We start from the raw sequence: 20,140 nt of genomic DNA, 5'->3' as shown, positions 1-20,140 counted from the left end.
CCCTGTCCACGTCCAATCAGGCCTGCGCCGCAGCGCGACCGGCCCCGCTTGTTATAGGTGCTGCATCGCTGTCCTGCTCGACTGGCAGAATCAGGTGATCGGGTACCGCGCTGTGCCATTTTTTCGCGCACACGTAATACAGGGCTGCGGGAAGCACCAGACCGATGATCCAGGAAATATCCACATCACCGAGGGCAGCCACCAGCGGACCGGTATAGAACTTGGTGGAAATGAACGGCAGTTGCACCAGCACACCGAAAACATAGACGCTGATACCGAGGGGGTTCCAACGGCCGTAGCGACCGTTCGGATCGGCCAGCGCCGGCACGTCATAGCGCTCGCGAGTGATGCAGTAGTAGTCCACCAGGTTGATCGCGCTCCATGGCGTGAAAAAAGCCAGCAAAAACAGGATGAAGGACTTGAACGCACCGAGGAACGAGTGCTGACCGAGCAAGGCAATCAGGGTCGCAGTGCCGACGATGACCAGCACGAAAACCAGGCGCTGCAAGTGCGTTACCCGCAGGTCACCACGCAAACCGCTGATGACGGTCGCAATGCACATGAAGCTGCCGTAGGAATTCAGCGTGGAGATGGTGACCTTGCCGAACGCGATGCTGAAGTACAGCAGCGCAGCAGTGGCACCACTGCCGCTCAAACCAACGATGTAAGCCACTTCGTGGCCGGCGAATTGCCCGTTGGCCATGGCGGCGGCAAACACACCGAGGATCATCGCCACCTGTGCGCCGATAACCGAACCGGCGCCGGCGGCGAAAAAGGTTTTCACCGAGGACGTGCTGCTCGGCAGGTAGCGTGAGTAGTCAGCCACGTAGGGGCCGAAGGCGATCTGCCAGGACGCGGCGAGCGATACCGCGAGCAGGAAGCTGCTCCAGCTGAAGTGGCGAATTTGCAGGAGTGCGCCAACGTCAGTCTGGCTCATCAGGCGACTGAACAGGTAAACGAAGGCAATCACGCCAATGATACTGGCGACACGGCCGATGAAATGGATCACCCGATAACCGAGCACCGTGACCAGCACGATGACGCTGGCGAAGATAAGGATACCGACGCTGTCGCTGACGCCAAACAACTGGCCCAGCGCCTGGCCGGAAAGCACGGTGCCCGTTGCGGTGAAGCCCAAGTACATCAGGCACACCAGCACGATCGGGATGGCCGCGCCGTACACGCCGAACTGTACCCGGCTGGAGATCATCTGCGGCAGGCCAAGCTTGGGGCCTTGCGCGGCATGCAGCGCCATCACGCCACCGCCGAGCAGTTGACCGATCAACAGACCAATCAACGACCAGAACACGTCACCGCCCAGCACCACGGCCAGGGCCCCGGTGACAATCGCGGTGATTTGCAGGTTGGCCCCCATCCACAGGGTAAACTGGCTCAACAGACGACCGTGTCTCTCCGCTTCCGGGATGTAGTCGATCGAACGTTTCTCGATCAACGGTTTACTGCCTGCACGATCGTCATTAACAGCCATTGTTCAACCTCTGTGGATTGTTTGTCGGTGTTGGTTGCTCCTGTAGGAGCGAGGCTTGCCCGCGAAGGCGTCTTTTCTGACACACCGCGGTTCGCGGGCAAGCCTCGCTCCTACAGGTTTTGCATCAGGCCAAAGCCTGTTTTATTTGCCGGTAATCATCGGCAGGTTCAGGCCCTGCTCCTTGGCACAGTCGATTGCGATCTGGTAACCGGCATCGGCGTGACGCATGACACCGGTAGCCGGGTCGTTGTGCAGCACGCGAGCGATACGCTCGGCCGCTTCGTCAGTACCGTCGCAGACAATCACCATGCCCGAATGCTGGGAGAAGCCCATGCCGACGCCGCCGCCGTGGTGCAGGGAAACCCAGGTCGCGCCGCTCGCGGTATTGAGTAAAGCGTTGAGCAGTGGCCAGTCGGACACGGCATCGGAACCGTCTTGCATGGATTCGGTTTCGCGGTTCGGGCTGGCTACCGAACCGGAGTCCAGGTGGTCGCGACCGATCACGATTGGCGCGGACAATTCACCGCTGCGAACCATTTCGTTGAAGGCCAGACCGAGCTTGGCGCGCAGGCCCAGGCCAACCCAGCAGATACGTGCCGGCAGACCCTGGAAGCTGATGCGCTCACGGGCCATGTCCAGCCAGTTGTGCAGGTGGGCGTCGTCCGGGATCAGTTCTTTGACCTTGGCGTCGGTCTTGTAGATGTCCTGCGGGTCGCCCGACAGCGCAGCCCAACGGAATGGGCCGATGCCGCGACAGAACAGCGGACGGATGTAAGCCGGTACGAAGCCAGGGAAGTCGAACGCGTTTTCAACGCCTTCTTCTTGCGCCATCTGACGGATGTTGTTGCCGTAGTCGAAGGTCGGAATACCCATTTTCTGGAATTCGAGCATCGCTTTAACGTGCACGGCCATGGACTGCTTGGCGGCTTTGACCACGACAGCAGGCTCGGTCTTGGCGCGAGCGCGGTATTCTTCCCAGGTCCAGCCGGCTGGCAGGTAACCGTTGAGCGGGTCGTGGGCGCTGGTCTGGTCGGTGACCATGTCTGGGCGCACGCCGCGCTTGACCAGTTCCGGCAGGATTTCAGCCGCGTTGCCCAGCAGAGCGATGGAAATCGCTTTGCCTTCTTTGGTGTATTTGGCGATGCGGGCCAGCGCGTCGTCGAGGTCGGTGGCTTGCTCATCGACATAGCGGCTGTTCAGGCGGAAATCGATGCTGACCTGCTGGCATTCGATGTTCAGCGAGCAAGCGCCGGCCAGGGTTGCGGCCAATGGTTGCGCGCCGCCCATGCCGCCGAGGCCTGCGGTCAGGACCCAACGACCTTTCAGGTCATCGTTGTAGTGTTGGCGACCGGCTTCGACGAAGGTTTCGTAGGTGCCCTGGACGATGCCCTGGCTGCCGATGTAGATCCAGCTGCCGGCGGTCATCTGGCCGTACATGGCCAGGCCTTTGGCGTCGAGTTCATTGAAGTGTTCCCAGCTCGCCCAGTGCGGCACCAGGTTGGAGTTGGCGATCAGCACGCGCGGGGCGTTGCTGTGGGTCTTGAACACGCCGACCGGCTTGCCGGATTGCACCAGCAGGGTCTCGTCGTCGTTCAGGTTGGTCAGGCTTTCGACGATCTTGTCGTAGCATTCCCAGTTACGCGCCGCACGACCGATACCACCGTAAACCACCAGTTCTTTAGGGTTCTCGGCGACTTCCGGGTCGAGGTTGTTCATCAGCATGCGCAGCGGCGCTTCAGTCAGCCAGCTCTTGGCGGTCAGCTTGTTACCGCGGGCAGCACGGATTTCGACATTGCGGTACTTAGTGGGCTTATTGTCAGTCACGAAAAAGACTCCTCAGCGATCAATTCAAACCAACCCTGGCGGTGGGCAAGCCAGCCTGTGCGCGACAAAGCGCCACAAGCGAATCAGTGGACGCTGCGAGGAGTCTCGAACGACTCATACGCATACGTCTTTACTTGTACATACAAGCATATGCAATCAAGCGGCCAACTTGCTGGATGGGTGCTCAAGAAAAGTTTTGAAAGGGCTGGAAAGGCTGTAGATCAAGGGCCTTGAGGAAGATGAAATTTTTTTGGGGGATTTTGCGCGAGGACGATGGCTGTTACTTGAGCGTGGTTTTGCGCCACGCTGGGGCGTTCGGTAACAAGTTGGTGCGCAATGGGGAACGCTTAAAAGCAAAAGATCGCAGCCTTCGGCAGCTCCTACAGTGATCGCGTTCACCACAAATATTGCGGATGAGAATCGAACTCGTAGGAGCTGCCGAAGGCTGCGATCTTTTGAGGATTTTCGATCAGCGTGCGATCAGCTCAATCACACAGCACTGACCCTTGATAGAGACATCCAGCAGACCAACGTTACCGTCCAGCTGCAGACAATCATGGCGCCCTAGCTGAGAGGCGCTGTTACCCACCGTCACTTCAAGCTGTTCAGCCACGCTGAACACCAACACCGTGCCGGCAGAGCTGAAAAACCGCTGCTCGCCCTCCAGCCACTGCAACCGCGCGCGGTAACGGTCCGGCGCATAAATCAGGTTGAAGTCGCGAATCGGTCCGCCGAGCAATGTGCAGGACACATGACTCTCACCACTGAAAGCAAACGGGTCCAGCGGTAACAACGGCGGCGTGTCCTGACCATCGACACGCAAGGTCATGCCCTCGCCTTGCAGCACGGTGATCACCCGCTCATAGCCGGCAAAGATGGAAAACCCGCCCGACTCGCCGATGTCGGCGATCGACAGACGCCAGCCGAAACCCTCAAGGCCAGCACCTCCATCACGGGTGATTTCTTCGGTGCTGCCGCCGCCGTTTTTCCACGGCATGCGCGGGTAATCGGCCGCGCGTAAAACTTTCAACTGGCTCATTCAGGGCTCTTTATTTATGGAACCGTCCTTCCAGACGATGACGGGAACCGGGGTGGATCAAACGGGCGGCGGTCACGGGCTGACGGCCGGACCAGGTGCGGCGACGAATCAGCAGGCAGGGCTCGCCCTTTTCAATCTGCAGCAATTTGCATTCAGACGGTTCGGCGAGAATCGCTTCGACCACATGCTCGCCTTCGGTCAACGGCGCGACCTGATTCAGATAGGCGTAGGGCGTTTGCAGGGTGAAGTCTTGCTTGAGATAGTCCGGCGCCACCAGCGCATTGACGAAACGGTCTTCGATTTGCACCGGAATATCGTTTTCGAAATGCACGATCAGCGAATGGAAAACCCTCTGGCCTTCGCGCATGTCCAGGGCCACGGCCCGCTCGGAACCGGCGGCCTCTTCTTCGAGGGTGATCACCTTACAGGTGTGGCTATGGCCACGGGAGGCGATCTCGTCGGCGATGTTGTGCACTTCAAACAAGGCAGACTGACTTTTCGGCTCGGCGACGAACGTGCCGACACCCTGCATGCGCACCAGCAGACCGTCGGCGGTCATCTCGCGCAGGGCGCGGTTGATGGTCATGCGGCTGAAACCCAGCTGGCTGACCAACTCGCTTTCCGACGGAACGCGGTAGTGCGGCGGCCAGTTTCCACTGTCGATCTGCTGGGTGATCATCTGTTTGACGCGGGCGTACAAGGGCGCCGGACTGTCGCCCAGATTGGCGCTCAGATTGGCATTCGGCGGCAATGTGGCAGAGGGAGTCGGCACGGTTAATCCTTGTTCATCTATTAGAGGTTGCTAGCTTGCCGGAGTTTACCGAGCAGGCAAACGTCTGTATATGTATATACAAATAACACACGATGGGGTGCTGAACCATGTCCGCCTTCTTTGCCGAACGCGCGCTGCTGCCTAGTGGATGGGCCAACAATGTACGTCTTGAGGTCAGTGCCGATGGCGTACTGACCCATATCCAGGCCGATTCTCACGCAGATGACGCCGAACGGCTGAGCGGTCCGCTACTGTCGGGAATGCCGAATTTGCACTCCCATGCCTTCCAGAGAGCCATGGCCGGGTTGGCGGAAGTGGCGGGTAATCCGAATGACAGTTTCTGGACCTGGCGCGATCTGATGTACCGGCTCGTCGGAAAAATCAGCCCGGACCAACTCGGTGTCATCGCCCGTCAGCTGTACATCGAAATGCTCAAGGCCGGTTACACCTCGGTCGCGGAATTTCATTACGTACACCACGACGCGAGCGGCCAACCGTACGCAGACCCGGCCGAACTGGCGCTGCGCATCAGCCAGGCGGCCAGCGCCGCCGGTATCGGTTTGACCCTGCTGCCAGTGCTCTACAGCCACTCCGGTTTCGGCGGCCAGGCCCCGAACGAAGGTCAGCGCCGCTTTATCAACAGCACCGAAAACTACCTGAAACTTCAGGCGCGCTTGCAGCCGATTCTGGCACAGCAACCGGCCCAGGCCCTGGGTTTGTGTTTCCACTCGTTGCGCGCGGTCACCCCGCAGCAGATCAGTGAAGTGCTGGCGGCCAGCGACAAGCAGTGTCCGGTACATATTCATATTGCCGAACAGCAGAAGGAAGTCGATGACTGCCTGAGCTGGAGCGGTCGTCGTCCGCTGCAATGGCTGTACGAAAACACTGAGGTCGATCAGCGCTGGTGCCTGGTCCACGCGACTCACGCCAACCCGGAAGAAGTCACGCTCATGGCCAAGAGTCGCGCCATCGCCGGCCTGTGCCTGACCACCGAAGCCAATCTCGGCGACGGGATTTTTCCGGCGGTGGACTTCCTGGCCCAGGGCGGGCGCATGGGCATCGGTTCCGACAGCCATGTCTCGTTAAGCGTGGTGGAAGAATTGCGCTGGCTGGAATACGGCCAGAGGCTGCGCGATCAGCGGCGTAATCGTTTGTATGGCGCGGATCAGCCGATGGTCGGCCGCACACTGTACGACGCCGCGCTGGAGGGTGGCGCCCAGGCGCTGGGGCAACCGATTGGCGCCCTGGAAGTCGGCAAGCGTGCGGATTGGTTGGTGCTCGATGGCAACGATCCGTACCTGGCGACGGCCAGTGGCGACGGGATTCTCAATCGCTGGTTGTTTGCCGGTGGTGATCGTCAGGTGCGCGATGTGCTGGTCAACGGCCAGTGGGTGGTGCGTGATGGGCGGCATGCCGGGGAAGAAGAAAGCAACCGCGCCTTTACCCAGGTTCTGCGCGACCTCTTGGGCTGACGCAAAAAAAGTGGGAGCGAGCCTGCTCGCGATAGGGCCGTCCAATTCAACAGAAGTGTTGACTGACATTCCGCTATCGCGAGCAGGCTCGCTCCCACAGTTTTTGATCTACGGCGACTGTTAATTCGAAGTCTTCGCCATCTTGGTATCCGACGTGCGCCAGATCAGCCGCGTCGTGTCATAACCCTGCTGACGCGCCTTGCTCAGCAGCTCTTCTCGCACTACACCATTGACTGTCGGGGTGCGTGATAGCAACCAAAGATGACGGCGTCTCGGGTCGCCGACAATCGCGGTCTTGTAATCATCGCTGACGTACAACACCCAGTACTCTCCCTTCGCCACACCCGGGATCAGTCGCGAGAACCAGGTATCGAACTCGACCCACAGCTTGTCGGCCTTGCCGGGCACCTGTGGATAAGCCGTGCCTTTGGCCTCTTCCCATTGCCAGTCCGACGTCAGGCAGCGGTTCAGTACCGCCATGTCACCGTCAGGCTTGAGGGTGTAATGGGCCTCGGATTGCGCGCAGTTGCGCTGGAAATACATCGGCAGACGCGCCAACTCGTACCAGGTTCCCTGGTAACGCTTGAGGTTGACCGTGTTGACGGTCTTGGGTGCCAACGGATCAACGCCAGAAGTGGCGCAGCCGGCCAGTACCAGGCCGGCAAAAAGAACGATCAGTAACCGCTTCATTATTTTTTTCTCCCGTGGGCGAACAGCCCCGGTTTACTTCAAGCCTTGGCCAGAAAACATCAGCACTTTGTCACCGGCATACTGCACGCTGATAAAGCTGTTTTGGTCGCCCCAAGTGCAACTGGACATGCCGAGCGCGCCCGAGCAATCGGTCGGTTTGCCCAGCAAGGTTTCAACCTCGCCCTTGGGCATGCCGGTCGACAGCTTCGAGTAATTTTCCTGATTGATCTTGCCGCACGCTGCCAACAACACGCAGAACGAGAGCAAAGCGATAGAACGCAGCGACATGGCGTAACTCCTGGGGCGAAGGGAATGGCATGGCTGCCAAGCTGAAGCTTAGAAGAGAAAACCCCTGTCTGGTTCCCTGAGCATCCGGCTATTTGTTTGATCGCCCGTCAGCCTTTTGACGATAAATCAGCCACTTTTTCGCGCCGCTGAGTATTTCGTCGGTTTTCGCAGAAGTCGTCTAATCTTTGGCGCCGGCCAGTCGACATAGAGGCAGCGCAAAGCCTTCCACTGTGGCAAATTGACACCCCTTGTTGACCAGCCCCTTCGCGGTAGCTCATTTAATGACCAGAAACATGAAGTTCAGCCACAAAATCCTGTTGGCAGCCGCTCTCGTGGTGGCCGTTGCATTCGCCTGTTTCATCCTGTTCAACGATTACCGCCAGCGGCAGACCTTGCTCAGCAGTACCGAGTCCTCGATGCAGGAACTCGGCAGCCTGACCACCAGCAACATCCAGACCTGGCTGGAAAGCCGCATCCAGTTGCTGCAATCGCTGTCCCAGCAAATCACCGTGGACGGCAGCGCCCAGGCCAACCTCAAGCGCGCCATCGACCTGCCGGCCTACACCAGCAACTTCCAGCTGAGCTACTTCGGCGGCACCGATGGTGTGATGTTCTCGGTCCCGGCCGGCAATCGCGCCGCAGACTACGACCCGCGCGCTCGGGGCTGGTACAAGGCGGCCAACAATGCGCAACAGACCATCGTCACTGAACCCTACCTTGCGGCATCGTCGGGCAAACTGGTGATCACCGTTGCCACGCCAGTGAAGCACCAGAACCAGATGATTGGCGTCGCCGGTGCAGACATTGATCTGTCCAGCGTCAGCGCGATCATCAACTCGCTGAATTTTGGCGGTCATGGCCATGCATTTATCGTCAGCGCCGACGGCAAGATCCTGATCCATCCGGACAGCAAACTGGTGCTCAAGAACCTGGCCGACGCCTACCCCAACGGCGCGCCGAAAATCAGCCCGGGCTTGAAGGAAGTCGAACTGGATGGCAAAACCCAGTTCATCTCCTTCACTCACGTCAACGGTGTACCGTCTGCAGACTGGTACGTGGCGCTGGTGCTGGATAAAGACACCGCGTTCTCGATGCTCAGCGAATTCCGCACCTCGGCGATCATCGCCATGATCATTGCCGTGGTGATCATCATCGCGCTGCTGAGCATGTTGATCCGCGTGTTGATGCAACCGCTGCTCACCATGGGCCGCGCCATGCATGACATCGCCGAGGGTGAAGGTGACCTGACCAAGCGTCTGACCATTCACGGCCAGGACGAATTCGGTGCATTGGGCACCTCGTTCAACCGTTTCGTGGAACGTATTCATACCTCGATCCGTGAAGTGTCCTCGGCCACTGGCCAAGTCAACGAAGTGGCCCTGCGCGTAGTGGCTGCATCGAACTCTTCGATGTTCAACTCCGATCAGCAAGCCTCACGCACCAGCAGCGTGGCTGCGGCGATCAACGAACTCGGCGCCGCCGCTCAGGAAATCGCCCAGAACGCCGCCCTCGCCTCGCAGCATTCGAGCGACGCCCGTGCCTTGGCCGAAGACGGTCAGCAAGTGGTGGATAAAACCATCGCCGCGATGCAGCAGCTGTCGGCAAAAATCAGCGATTCGTGCGGCAACATCGAAACCCTGAACAGCAACACGGTGAACATCGGCCAGATTCTGGAAGTGATCACCAGCATTTCGCAGCAAACCAACCTGCTGGCGCTCAACGCCGCCATCGAAGCAGCCCGTGCCGGTGAAGCCGGCCGTGGTTTTGCCGTGGTCGCGGATGAGGTACGCAACCTCGCCCACCGCACTCAGGACTCGGCGCAGCAAGTGCAGAAGATGATCGAAGAACTGCAAGTCGGCGCCCGGGAAGCGGTCAGCACCATGACCGACAGCCAGCGCCAGAGCGAAAGCAGCGTCGGCATCGCCAACCAGGCCGGCGAACGCCTGGGCAGCGTGACGCAGCGCATCGGTGAGATCGACGGGATGAACCAGTCCGTGGCGACGGCGACCGAAGAACAGACGGCCGTGGTCGAGTCGATCAACGTCGACATCACCGAGATCAACACGCTGAACCAGGAAGGGGTGGAGAACTTGCAGTCGACGTTGCGTGCGTGTGCTGATCTTGAGCAGCAGGCAGCGCGGTTGAAGCAGTTGGTGGGCAGTTTCCGGATCTAGTGCTTTTGCGGGCCTCTTCGCGAGCAAGCCCGCTCCCACAGTGGATCTCCAGTGCGGCAAAGATCCATGTGGGAGCGAGCCTGCTCGCGATGGCGGTATCAGTGGCAATGCAAAGCTAGAACCGGGATCCAGGCCCTGAAAGAAACTCAATTTCCTCAGCCGTAGATTCGCGCCCCAGCACCGCATTGCGATGGGGAAACCGTCCAAATCGCGCAATGATCTTCTGATGCCGCTCGGCATAATCCAGGTTGTCGGCAAACACCGCCCGATCCGCCTCCGGTTGCTGTTCAACCAGATCAAGAAACCGCGAAACCGCTTCGTTCTGCACTGCCGGATTTTCGCAGTGCTCGAATACCAGATAGATAAACACCCGCTGGATCGGTCGCAGTTGCCGATCGAAATCCGCAGCAATGCCTTGCGCTACCAGTGCCTGAGCCCTGAGGTCGCCTGAAAAGGATTTGGGGGTATCGCGAAAGATCATTCGCGGAAGTTGATCGAGCAGCAGCACCAGGGCCAGCCAACCTTCAGGGTGTTGCACCCATTCAGTCAATCCGCCAGCCAGTGCCTGCTCGACCTGGTCCCCGAAACGCTCGCACGCTTCGAGGTCCTGGCTGTCGCGCTTGCCGAACCATAACTTGCCCTTGTCAGCCGCTATTTCGTTGGGTGATTCGAAAGATCCGAACCACCATTCGAGCAACGGCTGCCAGGGCGCGGTCATGGTTTATTCCTTGTGGTAAGCCGTGACGCGGGCAACTTCTTCTTTCGAACCGAGGAACACCGCAACACGCTGGTGCAGGCCTTCGGGCTGGATGTCGAGGATGCGCTGGTGGCCGTCAGTGGATGCGCCACCCGCTTGTTCAACCAGGAACGACATCGGGTTGGCTTCGTACATCAGGCGCAGTTTGCCCGGCTTCGACGGCTCGCGGCTGTCGCGTGGGTACATGAACAGACCGCCGCGGGTCAGGATGCGGTGCACGTCGGCCACCATCGCGGCGACCCAACGCATGTTGTAGTTCTTTTTCAGCGGGCCTTCTTCGCCTGCCAGTAATTCGCCGACGTAGCGTTGTACCGGAGCTTCCCAGTGACGCTGGTTGGACGCGTTGATGGCGAATTCCTGGGTGGCTTCAGGAATGGTGATGTCTTCATGGGTCAGGACGAAGCTGCCCATTTCACGGTCCAGGGTGAAGCCTTTCACGCCGTCGCCCAGGGTCAGGATCAGCATGGTCTGCGGACCGTAGATCGCGTAGCCGGCGGCCACTTGCTGGGTACCTGGCTGCAGGAAAGCCTTTTCATTCAAGGGCTCGTTCTGGCTCAGGTATTCGTTCGGGCAACGAAGTACCGAGAAGATGGTGCCGACCGGGGCGTTGATGTCGATGTTCGATGAACCGTCCAGCGGGTCGAATACCAGCAGGTACGCGCCTTTCGGGTATTTGCCCGGGATCTGGTAGGCATTGTCCATTTCCTCGGACGCCATGCCGGCCAGGTGGCCGCCCCATTCGTTGGCTTCGAGCAGGATCTCGTTGGAGATCACATCGAGCTTCTTCTGCACTTCGCCCTGGACGTTTTCAGTGCCCATGCTGCCCAGAACGCCACCCAGGGCGCCTTTGGACACGGCGTGGTTGATCTCCTTGCAGGCACGCGCCACCACTTCGATCAGGAAGCGCAGATCGGCAGGAGTGTTGTTGCTGCGGGTCTGCTCAATCAAATAGCGACTCAAGGTAACGCGGGACATGGAAGGCTCCGGTGGAATGGGGGGGCTAAAAACCCGCGCAGTTTAACGCGAGTCGGGGCGCATTTCCTCCTATCAGACGTGATGCAGCCAATAGAGTTCATGTGCGGGGTTGAGCGTAGTTGGAAATGGGCATTTTTACCGACCGATAAACCGCTATCGTCGGATCGCCGCCCGGAGCCGGCTCGCTCCCACACTGATCGCAATCCCCTGTGGGAGCGAGCCTGCTCGCGATTGGGGTGCAAAGCACCACCTTCAGGGTTTGATTGGTGGCTTGCGCAGCAAGCTGAACGCCATGGCCCCCAAAAACAGCACACTGAGTAACAGCACCGCCCACAACCCGAATTTCTTCCAGTTCGTGTCCGCCACCGTTTGCACGGTCGCCGCCGGAGTCACCACGCCCCCACCCTCCACCGTCGCCTTGCCCAACGCCGCCAGCTTCGCCGCGCTGTAATCCGGGATCAGCGTCGACAATGGCAAGCTCGCGGCCTTCACCGTCGCACTCCCCAGCGCCAGCGTATAAGGCCCGGCGCCGCGCGCCAGGAACACCAGTTGCGTGGAGCGCACGGCAAATCGGACGGTCGGCGCTTCGGCGCCCAGGCCACCCCCGCGCTCATCCACCGTCAGCTTCAATTGCTGCACGGTCTGGCCCGGCAGCTGCAATTCGTTCTGCACCACGTCTTGGCCATTCTGGGTCAAGCGGTAGAGCAAACCGCTGGTCAGCGTTTGCCACGGCAGGCTGGTTTCCCGGCGACCCGACAATGTCACTGGGGCGAGGCTGTTGGGCTGATTCAGTTCGATCTGCAAGCGCTGGACGTTCAACCCCATCGGCAATTGCCAGATGTACTCACCGGCCTTCACGCTGGTGCCAGCCAACGGTTGCGACCAGACCAACGGCAGCGGCAAGGTGCGAGGGTTGGTGCTTTCCAGTTGCGCCGAAGTCAGCACTGGGGCCGCTTGCGGTGAACTCCACAGCAAGCGCAAGTAGCGCGCCGATTGCCCCGGCAGGCCGACTTCATGTTGCTCGACCCGCTCGTCGGCAAACGTCAGGCGCGCCACCTGTCCTTCGCCCCACGATTGCCAATGCTGCAAATCATCGCTGCCTTCAATGCTGAAACGCTGGAAACCGTCGCGATCGCTGGTCCAATCGAGGATCAATTGCTGTAACGGCGCCTTGATGCGACTGGCATCGAGTAACCAGCCGCGCAGCTCTTCTTCGCCTGCCTCCAACTGGCTGGACGGCTGCACTTCGATCAACGTGCCGTTGGTGTTCGATTGCACGCGCACACTCGGCGCGCGTTCGGTGGCATCCGCCGAGTTGTACAAAGGGAACCACTTCACGTCGTTCAGCGTGCGGTTTTCGCGGGTCTGCGCGGGTTCTCGGGCCAGAGCATAAGCCTGAGGCTCACCGGCGGCGTTGAACACGCGTAGATCGCTGAGATCGGTTTGCCGCGCTTTCAGTTGCACGCCCAAGGGTAATTCCAGGCGATACCACGGGCCCTCGCCACTCACCGACAACGGTACCTGTGTGGCAAAGTCCGCCGGTTTTTCCTGCGCGCCGGCCGATAGCGTCACGCCCAGCACCACAGCCCCCCACCAGCCAAGGTTCAGTTTCTGACTCAAGACGACACTCCTTCGGTTTCAGGGGCCGGTTTTTCAATATCCGGCACAGCCTCGGCACGCTTGGGCGGCAATGGAGCGAAATAGCCCACCACCAACAGCAACACGCCAACGCCGATAAACGACACGATCCGCGCGAGCCCGCCGCGGTTACTCAATTCAACGAAGAACAACTTGGCGACCACCAGCCCTATCAGCGCCGCGCCGATCAGCCAGACTTCGCGGCGATGACGCAGATGCCCACCGATCATCAGACTCAGGGCCATCAGGGTCCAGACGATGGACAGGCCAGCCTGCACCAACATCGACCCAAGCAGCAGGTCCAGCGCGTACGGCACGCCACCCCAATGGTGAGCCGCGCGCATCACCAGCGCAGTGAAAAAGACGAACAGCGAAACACCGGCAATCACTTGCGTGGCGTTATCGGCGTACTCCTTGCGAATCGCCAGTTGCGTGACCGCGCTGCGAGACCAGACATAAACGCCGAACAGGGCGAACAACAGACCCAATTCCAGCGGGTTGATCAGCGGCACATACGGCAATGGCTCGGCGGTGCCGTCACTGGCGATGTTCGCCAGCCAGAACCAGCCGAGCATCAACAACGCCAACGGCGCAGCGGCATAGAGCCGGTACTCGCGGGGATAAGCTGACACCGGCCATGGCCACGCACGCGGTGCAGCCATCAGCACCAGATACAGGCTCGGCAGAATCGCCCAGCCCAGCCAGCGCCAGGCGTTGTACTGCTCCGACAACAGCAGCAAACCGTAACGCAGTTCCAGGGCCAACACGCCGATCAACAGCCAGCAGCCGAGTACATGGGCGGTGCTCAGGGCGTTGGCGGGCAGCATCGCCGCCAAGCGTCGCAGTGAGATGAAATGCACGACGAATACCGCGGTCCAGACCAGCCAGCCGAAGTTGGCGGCCGGGTGATAACGCGAATGCCAGGCAGCGAGCAACACCAAACCGGCGGCGGGAATCAGCAACGTGCAGAGCAAGCCCAGCGACGACCACTTCAGGCGCAGCGCCAACATAGCCCACAGCGCGACACTCACGGCGGCAACGGCCAGCAACAAGGTGGCTTGCAGATTCAACGGCGCAAAGCGCAGTACTTCGCTGACCCATGCCAGCGCCCACCAACCCGCGCCCCACACCAGCAACACTTCGGACATGCGTTGCAGACTCAGCCCATCGAAGGCCGAAGCATGGTTGCCAAGCTGCAGACGCCAGGCCCCGACGAATGCGGCCAGCCCCAGCACCAGCGGTGTCCAGAAACCGCTATGCGCCAGCGGCCGTAACCCTTCGCTTAGCAGCGGGCCGAGCAGGTCTGGCCCGGCGAACAGGAACGCAGCGCCGCCGATCACCTGCAACAACAGACCAAAGACAAAACTCACGCGCTGCTTCAGGTACAGGCTCAGCCAGATGATGAACAAACCACTGGCGGCCCATACCGCGCTCGCGGTTTGCCATGGCAACACGAACAACACCGCGAGGTTGATCAGCACCAGACCGGCCAGCAACACCACTGACAAACCGCGCAGCAAACGCACGTCGCTGCGCACCATGTCGTCGCGGGCCGCCAGCAACATGCCGGCGATCAACGCCAGCCCGATCAGGGACGCGCTGAGCAAACCGCTCCAGCCGGCGCTGAACACCGCGGCAGACTCACCACCCGCCCCTTGCAGCCGCAACAGGAACAATGCACCGCCGAGCAGTTGCACAGCGAAGGCGGTGAACAGGAACGTCCGCGATTGCAGGCGCAGGCCAACGAACAGCGTCGCCAACCCAGCCAGCGCCCAACTGATCGCCGTTCCGTGAGTGAAGAAGAACAGCGGCGCCAGCAGATAAAGGAACGTCAGCCCCAGGCAGGCCAATACCGGCAGCCCTTGACGTTCCCACTTTGAGGCTTGTTCAGGCAACGCTTTGCGTAATTGGTAGAAGCTGAACAGCAGCGCCACACCGAGCATCAACGCCCCCAGCGGCGCGCCATCGAGCAGGCTGTTCTTGCCGATCCGCAGCTCGCAGAGGAAGGCCAGTGCCGAGCCCAGTTGCAGCAGCAAGGCAAAGGCTCGTGCCAGCGGTCGTTGTTGACGCAGGCCGAGCCAGAAAATCCCCGCGCCTTCCACCGCCCAGGCGGCTGCGGTCCAACGCGCGTCGAGCCCCAAGGGAATCGCCAGGCTGGCGAAAATCACCCCGAGCGCCAAACAGGTTTCCGCCAACAACAGCGCACGTCCACCCATCAGCAACCGGGCCAACCCCATGTAAATCATGCCCAGTGCCAAGGCGCTGAAAGCCGCGGCAAATTCCAGATGCTCCACCAGCGCGAACTGCAAGCCGAAGCCCACCAGCGGAGGCGCGAACAGCATCGTACCGTCGACGTAATCACCCTTGCGCGCCGACCAGTGCAGCAGTGCATCGCGGCTGTCGTCCTCGGGTGCATCGCTCATTTCCAGCAACTTGCGCCGAGCGAACAACAGGCCGATGGCCAGGTACATCAGGAAAAACAGAATCAGGAACGGCTCGGTACTCCACAGCAGTTCTGGCGTATAGGAACGTAGGCCCCAAGCCAATCCAATGCCGAAGGTGCCGACAAAACCGATCAGGTTGAGCAACCGCCAGGCCTTGAACCACGCGATGGCGAGAATGCCGGCATTGAGCAAGGCGAAGTAGCTGAACAGCGCGACATGGTTGCCGGCGCCGGTGGAGGTCAGGATCGGCGCGGCGAAACCACCCAGTGCGGCGGCAGCCGCCAGGCCCAGAGCGTTTTGGGTAATGGCGAGAATCGCCGAGAACACTGTTACCACCACCAGCAGCCCCAGCGCCGCCGTAGGGTCGAGCAATGGATGCAGGCGCATCGCGGCAAATACTGTCAGGTACAACACTGCAATCCCGGTGCCTTGCAGCATCAGCGCGTAATTGCTGTTGCGCAGACGCAGCAACCAGCCCAGCGCGAGCAAGCCCAAGGCCGCCGCCGCGACACCGGCGTAACGCAACTCGACCGGCACCACCATGCCTTCGGTGGCGTAGCGCAACAGGAAGGCCAGGCCGAGGAACAACAGCACCACGCCGACACGCAGCACGGTATTGCCGCCGAACAACCAGTTGCGCGCGCCGCTGATGGCGCGCTCGATGAAGTTCGGGCCACGCGGCGCCGCCGGTTGTTGGGGTTCACGGGCAACCGGTTCGGGTTTCCACGCATCAGCGGACGGCGGGCGACTGGCTTCGGTGGCGGCCGCCGTGATGGGTTCAAATTCAGGCGGCAGCTCCCAGATCAGCTCCGGGGAGGCGACAGGCGTTTGCTCAAGAATGATTTCAGGGGATGGAACCGGTTCGCTGGCCGCAGGTTCACTGGCTTCAGGTGTTTTGACACCCGACACTTCCAACAATACCAATCGCTGCTCGACCGCATTCAGCGCAACCTGCGCCTGATCGAGCAAGCGTCGCTGCTCGGCGGTTTGAGTACTCAAGCGGCCGATGCGAATGGCCTGTCCAATACCCAGCCCGAGCAAAGCGCCCAACAGCGCACCGCTGAACGACTCATCGAATAGCCAGCCCAGCAGCAGCCCAATCAGCATGAACATCCATTGCATGGTCGATATCCCTAAGCGCATTGGCCAATCCAGGAAGATTAGCGCAGCCAGTTCCAAAAAGATCGCAGCCTTCGGCAGCTCCTACAAAAGCGCGGTAGTACGCGATTCTGTAGGAGCTGCCGAAGGCTGCGATCTTTTCCGGCGCGCCAGTATATCGAGCCGGTCGAAGACTTACTCCAACGCCTTCCAGATATCCGTGGCGTACTCGCGAATGGTCCGGTCGGACGAGAACCACCCCATCCGCGCGCTGCTCAATACCGCCGAGCGCCACCACTCTTTGGAGTCGTGCCAATGAGCCTCGACGCGCATCTGGGCGTTCCAGTAAGAGTCGAAATCGGCGCAGACCAGGAAGCGGTCATAGTCCACCAGCGAATCGATCAGCGTGGTGTAGCGGGACGGATCGTCCGGTGAGAACACGCCGCCGCGAATCGCTTGCAGCACATCGTTGAGTCGATGGGAGGCGGCAATGTCCGGTGCCGCGCTGAATTCATGGTTGAGTTTGCGCGCCTCCACTTGCTCGGCGCTAAGGCCGAAGATGAACATGTGTTCGACACCAATGCGCTCGCTCATCTCCACGTTGGCCCCGTCCAGGGTACCGATGGTCAGCGCGCCGTTGAGGCCGAATTTCATGTTGCTGGTGCCTGAGGCTTCGAAGCCGGCAGTGGAGATCTGTTCCGACAAGTCCGCCGCCGGAATGATGCTTTCGGCCAGACTGACGTTGTAGTTGGGCAAGAACACCACTTTGAGCAAACCACGCACGGTCGGGTCATTGTTGACCACCCTAGCGATGTCGTTGGTCAGCTTGATGATCAACTTGGCCTGGTGATAACTGGCCGCCGCTTTGCCGGCGAAGATTTTCACCCGCGGTACCCAGTCGATTTCCGGTTCGGCACGAATCGCTTGGTACAGGGCGACGGTGTGCAGCAGGTTGAGCAACTGACGTTTGTATTCGTGGATCCGCTTGACCTGCACGTCGAACATCGCCGCCGGGTTGATCGCGATCCCCAGCCGTTCATGAATCAGGTACGCCAGGGCTTTTTTACTGTGCAGCCGCTGCTCGGCGAACTGTTTACGGAATGCAGGTTTGTCGGCGAACGGTTCCAGCCCTATCAGGCTTTCTTCGGGGTTATCCAGCAGATCCGGGCCGAGGGCGTCGACCATCATCGAGGTCAACTCGGGGTTGGCCTGATAGAGCCAGCGGCGGAAGGTAATGCCGTTGGTCTTGTTGTTGATCCGCTCCGGATAAAGTTTATGCAACTCGGAAAACACGGTGCTGCGCATCAGTTGCGTGTGCAGGCCAGATACGCCGTTGACGCTGTGAGAGCCAAGGAACGCCAGGTTACCCATGCGCACGCGACGACCGTTGTCTTCCTCGATTAGCGACACCGCACGCAACACGTCGAAATCGTGAACGCCCTTGGCCCGCAATGAGTCGATGTGCTGGGCGTTGATCAAATAAATGATCTGCATGTGCCGTGGCAGCATCCGCTCCATCAAACCGACCGGCCAGGTTTCCAGCGCTTCCGGTAACAACGTGTGGTTGGTGTATGAAAGCGTGTCGACGGTGACTTGCCACGCCGCATCCCACGCCACGTCATAAACGTCGACCAACTGACGCATCAGCTCGGCCACGGCGATCGAGGGATGAGTGTCGTTGAGTTGAATGGCCGCGTGATCGCCCAGGGTCAGCACCGAGGTGTGCATGTTGCGATGGCGGCGCAGCAAATCCTGCAGGGACGCGGCAACGAAGAAGTACTCCTGGCGCAGGCGCAGTTCCTGGCCGGCATCGGTGCTGTCCGCCGGGTAGAGCACGCGGGAGATACTTTCGGCCCGGGCCACTTCGGCTACCGCGCCCAAGTGGTCGCCAGCGTTAAAGCGCTCCAGGTGCAAATCTTCCATGGCCCGGGCACGCCACAGTCGCAGCGTGTTGACACTCGCGCCGCGCCAACCGACCACCGGGGTGTCATAAGCGATGGCCCGCACGGTTTCCGCCGGGGACCAGACTTGCCTGGATTTGCCATTTTCATCGGTCACGGTTTCGACACTGCCGCCGAAGCCGATCGGATAGGCGACCTCCGGCCGTTCAAACTCCCACGGGTTACCGAAATCCAGCCAGTGTTCGGTCTGCTCTTGCTGCCAGCCGTCGACGATGGCCTGGCGGAACAAACCGTGCTCGTAACGAATGCCGTAACCGTGGCCGGCGATTCCGAGGGTCGACATGCTTTCCATGAAGCACGCGGCCAGACGACCGAGACCGCCGTTACCCAGCGCCGCATCGGGCTCCAGCAGACGGATGCGTTCGATGTCGACGCCGAGTTCGGTCATGGCCTCGCGGGCCACATCGAGCAGGCCGAGGTTGCTCAGGCTGTCGTAGAGCAAGCGGCCGATAAGGAATTCAAGGGAGAGGTAATAGACCCGTTTCTGGCCTTTACGATAGATCTGCCGGGTGTGGTCCATCCAGTGCTCGACCATGTGATCGCGCGCCGCCAGGGCGATGGCTTCGAACCAGTCGTGGTCGAAGGCGTGATCAGGGTCTTTGCCCACCGCGTAGGTAAGCTTGGTCAAGACGGCGTCGCGGAATGCGGCCACCTCTGCTTCGCGAACAAGTGGTTCTTGAGTCATCGATAAGACCTCGAGCGAGCGTGAAGTTGTCTGAGCCTAGTCGGTCTGACAGACCATTGAGACTCTGGTTCGGCAGTTTTCCCTGTTAGTGCGAGATAGATCGACATTACGTTGTCGCGTGCCAGAAACAATGCAGGGGCCGTGCCGGACACAGGGATTATTTTGGGCCTGGCGAAAAAATCTGGCGAAAGGTTGTTCAAAAATCCACCAGTCCCGGTATGATCGCGCGCCCTGATGCACACGCTGGTAACAACCGATGATGAAGTCCAACCTGATCGCCGCCGCGGAGATCGATCGCCTCGATACCTGGGCCAAGTACTCTGCCCCGATGTGCGGTTCCTGCGTGTCCAGCTGCTGCACCTTGCCGGTCGAGGTCAAGATCAAGGATCTGATCCGTATCGGCATCGTCGATGAGTTCGAGCGTGGCGATCCGCCGAAGAACATCGCCAAGCGTTTGCAAAAGGAAGGGATCGTCGAGCGCTATAACCAGAAGTCCGAGATCTTCACCCTTCAGCGCATGAGTAACAACGATTGCCTGTACCTGGATCGCAAGAGCCGTTTGTGCACTATTTATGATAAGCGTCCGGACACCTGCCGCAACCACCCGAAGATCGGGCCGCGGCCGGGGTATTGCGCGTACAAGCCCAAAGAAGTGGTGCGCGAGAGCAATCCGCGGACGCTGGACAAGTTCTGATTCAGAATCCCGCTGTCTGACGGGACCTCATCGCGAGCAGGCTCGCTCCCACATTGGATGGGTGTTGAGCATAGATTAATTGCCCGCCACAAATCCCCTGTGGGAGCGAGCCTGCTCGCGATGAGGCCGGCACAAACACC

At 60.2% G+C, this 20,140-nt stretch carries 14 protein-coding genes and 1 pseudogene; 4 read left to right on the top strand and 11 right to left on the bottom strand.

What is annotated here, in order from left to right; all coding sequences use genetic code 11:
- Positions 1–16 precede the first annotated feature (16 nt).
- The 4 genes from ACYZT2_RS03015 to hutC form a co-directional block, all read right to left on the bottom strand.
- On the bottom strand, positions 17–1,489 hold the full coding sequence (locus ACYZT2_RS03015) for a purine-cytosine permease family protein (protein ID WP_461970003.1): 1,473 nt from the start codon (positions 1,487–1,489) through the stop codon (positions 17–19).
- 141 nt (positions 1,490–1,630) lie between these two features.
- Complete coding sequence (gene hutU, locus ACYZT2_RS03010) at positions 1,631–3,313, bottom strand: urocanate hydratase (protein WP_461970001.1); 1,683 nt, start codon at positions 3,311–3,313, stop codon at positions 1,631–1,633.
- Positions 3,314–3,782: 469 nt separating this feature from the next.
- Entirely contained in the window at positions 3,783–4,352 is a 570-nt protein-coding gene (locus ACYZT2_RS03005; protein ID WP_461969999.1) for a HutD/Ves family protein, read from the bottom strand.
- A gap of 10 nt (positions 4,353–4,362) precedes the next feature.
- The gene (hutC, locus tag ACYZT2_RS03000) at positions 4,363–5,031 is read right to left on the bottom strand and encodes a histidine utilization repressor (protein WP_461972975.1); all 669 of its coding nucleotides are present in this window, start codon (positions 5,029–5,031) and stop codon (positions 4,363–4,365) included.
- Positions 5,032–5,231: 200 nt separating this feature from the next.
- On the opposite strand from hutC, the gene ACYZT2_RS02995 reads away from it, so the two are divergent.
- On the top strand, positions 5,232–6,596 hold the full coding sequence (locus ACYZT2_RS02995; protein ID WP_461969997.1) for a formimidoylglutamate deiminase: 1,365 nt from the start codon (positions 5,232–5,234) through the stop codon (positions 6,594–6,596).
- A 120-nt stretch (positions 6,597–6,716) separates the two neighbouring features.
- Here the strand turns inward: ACYZT2_RS02995 and ACYZT2_RS02990 are convergent, their stop codons facing one another.
- Both ACYZT2_RS02990 and ACYZT2_RS02985 read right to left on the bottom strand, forming a co-directional pair.
- Positions 6,717–7,286, bottom strand: a complete 570-nt coding sequence (locus ACYZT2_RS02990; RefSeq protein ID WP_461969995.1) for a lipocalin family protein — start codon at positions 7,284–7,286, stop codon at positions 6,717–6,719.
- Between the two features lie 33 nt (positions 7,287–7,319).
- Positions 7,320–7,574 (bottom strand): hypothetical protein, encoded by a 255-nt coding sequence (locus tag ACYZT2_RS02985; protein WP_461969993.1) that lies wholly within the window; start codon positions 7,572–7,574, stop codon positions 7,320–7,322.
- 281 nt (positions 7,575–7,855) lie between these two features.
- On the opposite strand from ACYZT2_RS02985, the pseudogene ACYZT2_RS02980 reads away from it, so the two are divergent.
- Together ACYZT2_RS02980 and ACYZT2_RS02975 are read left to right on the top strand one after the other, a co-directional pair.
- Positions 7,856–8,842, top strand: a pseudogene (locus ACYZT2_RS02980) (cache domain-containing protein); the annotation flags it as partial.
- 141 nt (positions 8,843–8,983) lie between these two features.
- Positions 8,984–9,748, top strand: coding sequence for a methyl-accepting chemotaxis protein (locus ACYZT2_RS02975; RefSeq protein ID WP_370694726.1), 765 nt, complete (start codon positions 8,984–8,986; stop codon positions 9,746–9,748).
- 115 nt (positions 9,749–9,863) lie between these two features.
- Here ACYZT2_RS02975 and ACYZT2_RS02970 read toward each other — a convergent pair whose 3' ends face one another.
- From ACYZT2_RS02970 to ACYZT2_RS02950, 5 genes are all read right to left on the bottom strand, one after another.
- Positions 9,864–10,466, bottom strand: a complete 603-nt coding sequence (locus ACYZT2_RS02970; protein ID WP_461969991.1) for a DUF924 family protein — start codon at positions 10,464–10,466, stop codon at positions 9,864–9,866.
- 3 nt (positions 10,467–10,469) lie between these two features.
- A complete protein-coding gene (locus ACYZT2_RS02965) occupies positions 10,470–11,480 on the bottom strand; it encodes a class 1 fructose-bisphosphatase (protein ID WP_461969989.1) in 1,011 nt (336 codons plus the stop codon).
- Between the two features lie 252 nt (positions 11,481–11,732).
- On the bottom strand, positions 11,733–13,100 hold the full coding sequence (locus ACYZT2_RS02960; protein ID WP_461969987.1) for a DUF3999 domain-containing protein: 1,368 nt from the start codon (positions 13,098–13,100) through the stop codon (positions 11,733–11,735).
- Entirely contained in the window at positions 13,097–16,684 is a 3,588-nt protein-coding gene (locus tag ACYZT2_RS02955) for a DUF2339 domain-containing protein (RefSeq protein WP_461969985.1), read from the bottom strand. The genes ACYZT2_RS02960 and ACYZT2_RS02955 overlap by 4 nt, the downstream gene beginning before the upstream one ends.
- A gap of 171 nt (positions 16,685–16,855) precedes the next feature.
- Positions 16,856–19,306, bottom strand: a complete 2,451-nt coding sequence (locus ACYZT2_RS02950; RefSeq protein ID WP_461969983.1) for a glycogen/starch/alpha-glucan phosphorylase — start codon at positions 19,304–19,306, stop codon at positions 16,856–16,858.
- Between the two features lie 256 nt (positions 19,307–19,562).
- On the opposite strand from ACYZT2_RS02950, the gene ACYZT2_RS02945 reads away from it, so the two are divergent.
- Positions 19,563–20,000, top strand: a complete 438-nt coding sequence (locus ACYZT2_RS02945) for a YkgJ family cysteine cluster protein (protein WP_461969981.1) — start codon at positions 19,563–19,565, stop codon at positions 19,998–20,000.
- Positions 20,001–20,140: the final 140 nt, after the last annotated feature.

It is taken from the genome of Pseudomonas sp. MDT1-85 (genome assembly GCF_054898065.1).
This window is presented reverse-complemented; position numbering and strand designations above follow the sequence as displayed.

Bases quoted from the DNA above. Each gene is read 5' to 3' on its own strand.
- ACYZT2_RS03015 (WP_461970003.1), bottom strand. From the start codon at position 1,489: ATGGCTGTTAATGACGATCGTGCAGGCAGTAAACCGTTGATCGAGAAA.
- ACYZT2_RS03005 (WP_461969999.1), bottom strand. From the start codon at position 4,352: ATGAGCCAGTTGAAAGTTTTACGCGCGGCCGATTACCCGCGCATGCCG.
- hutC (WP_461972975.1), bottom strand. From the start codon at position 5,031: ATGATCACCCAGCAGATCGACAGTGGAAACTGGCCGCCGCACTACCGC.
- ACYZT2_RS02995 (WP_461969997.1), top strand. From the start codon at position 5,232: ATGTCCGCCTTCTTTGCCGAACGCGCGCTGCTGCCTAGTGGATGGGCC.
- ACYZT2_RS02990 (WP_461969995.1), bottom strand. From the start codon at position 7,286: ATGAAGCGGTTACTGATCGTTCTTTTTGCCGGCCTGGTACTGGCCGGC.
- ACYZT2_RS02985 (WP_461969993.1), bottom strand. From the start codon at position 7,574: ATGTCGCTGCGTTCTATCGCTTTGCTCTCGTTCTGCGTGTTGTTGGCA.
- ACYZT2_RS02975 (WP_370694726.1), top strand. From the start codon at position 8,984: ATGTTCAACTCCGATCAGCAAGCCTCACGCACCAGCAGCGTGGCTGCG.
- ACYZT2_RS02970 (WP_461969991.1), bottom strand. From the start codon at position 10,466: ATGACCGCGCCCTGGCAGCCGTTGCTCGAATGGTGGTTCGGATCTTTC.
- ACYZT2_RS02965 (WP_461969989.1), bottom strand. From the start codon at position 11,480: ATGTCCCGCGTTACCTTGAGTCGCTATTTGATTGAGCAGACCCGCAGC.
- ACYZT2_RS02955 (WP_461969985.1), bottom strand. From the start codon at position 16,684: ATGCAATGGATGTTCATGCTGATTGGGCTGCTGCTGGGCTGGCTATTC.
- ACYZT2_RS02950 (WP_461969983.1), bottom strand. From the start codon at position 19,306: ATGACTCAAGAACCACTTGTTCGCGAAGCAGAGGTGGCCGCATTCCGC.
- ACYZT2_RS02945 (WP_461969981.1), top strand. From the start codon at position 19,563: ATGATGAAGTCCAACCTGATCGCCGCCGCGGAGATCGATCGCCTCGAT.